Annotated in this window: 1 protein-coding gene; it reads right to left on the bottom strand. The window is 63.0% G+C overall.

The genetic code is table 11. The annotated features are described in order from the left end of the window. Window positions 1–74 precede the first annotated feature (74 nt). A complete protein-coding gene (locus MTX34_RS25450) occupies window positions 75–1,334 on the bottom strand; it encodes an IS256 family transposase (RefSeq protein ID WP_068052702.1) in 1,260 nt (419 codons plus the stop codon). Window positions 1,335–1,474: the final 140 nt, after the last annotated feature.

Raw genomic sequence — 1,474 nt, 5'->3', positions numbered from 1 at the left:
GATAGTGCCCCATGGGGTGGTGTAATTCGGATCGGTGAACCATCCGGTTCATGATCAACGAGTTGTGTTGTATGTTAGGCGCTTTCGAGCTGAGGTGTCAACGACTCAGCGGTCGTGTCGGTTGATACTGCAGCGCGTTCCTTCCTGGCGATGACGACCCTCAGCTCGTCCATCGACACGTCGGAGACGTAGCGGCGGGTCACTTGCCACTCGTCGTGCGCTTCGATCACCACCGCGGTCGCCAGGCGCAGGAACGCCGCCGGGTTGGGGAAGATCTCCACGACATCGGCGCGGCGTTTGATCTCCTTGTTGAGTCGTTCGATCGGATTGTTCGACCAGATTTTCTGCCAATGCGACTTCGGGAACGCACGGAACGCGAGCACATCTTCCTTCGCACCGTCCATCATCGCCGACACCTTCGGAAACGACCCGGCGAGCGTCTGCGCGACCTGATCCCACTGCGCTGCAACAGCATCCGGCTCGGTGTGCGCGAAGATCGTCTTGATCGCCGCCATCACCGGAGGCACCTGCTTCGACGACACCGCGGAAGTGACGTTCCGCATGAAATGCACCCGGCAACGCTGCCACGACGCCCCGGTGAACTGCTGCGCCACAGCAGCTTTCAAACCGGCATGCGCATCGGAGATCACCAGATGCACCCCCGACAGCCCCCGCGCCTTGAGCCCGATCAGGAACTCCCGCCAGAAATCGAACGACTCACTGTCCCCGACCGCGGTGCCCAACACTTCACGGGTGCCGTCGATCGACACCCCGGTCGCGACGACGAGCGCATGCGAGACCACATGCGCCCCGATCCGCACCTTGCAATACGTCGCGTCGAGGAAGACGTACGGAAACGTGGTGTGGGTCAACGTTCGCTCACGAAACCGCGCGATCTCCGTATCGAGCCCTTGGCAAATTCTCGACACAGTCGACTTCGAGACGCCCGAGTCAACACCCAACGCTGCGACGAGGTCGTCGACGTTGCGGGTCGACACTCCGTGCACGTAGGCCTCCATGATCACCGCGTACAACGCCTGATCGATGCGTCGGCGACGCTCGAGCAGGCTGGGGAAGAACGACCCTGTGCGCAGCTTCGGGATCTGGATCTCGACGTCTCCGCTGGTCGTCGACACCGTCTTCGAGCGGGTGCCGTTCCGGTAGTTCGTGCGCTCGGCCGTCCGCTCGTAGCGGCCGGCACCGAGGACCTCGGTCGCTTCGGCGTCGATCAGCGCCTGCAGGCCGGCGCGGATCAGCTCGGCGAACACCGACGCCGGGTCTGCACCCTTGAGTGCATCGAGCTGGGTGATCAGGGCAGAATGGTCGTGGGTCATCGCGTGGTCCTTTGGTCGAGTCACTGTGAGAGGTAACTCGTTCATCACTACGCGATGGCCCACCCACAACACGGGTACGACACGCCCGAGCTGCGGCTACGCCGCCTCACCGAATGTCCACCACCCCACGGGACTTACCC

This window comes from Rhodococcus sp. ARC_M5, assembly GCF_022810405.1.
Classification (GTDB): domain Bacteria; phylum Actinomycetota; class Actinomycetes; order Mycobacteriales; family Mycobacteriaceae; genus Rhodococcoides; species Rhodococcoides navarretei.
The sequence above is the reverse complement of the archived record's forward strand: the minus strand, read 5'-3'. Positions and strand labels throughout refer to the sequence as shown.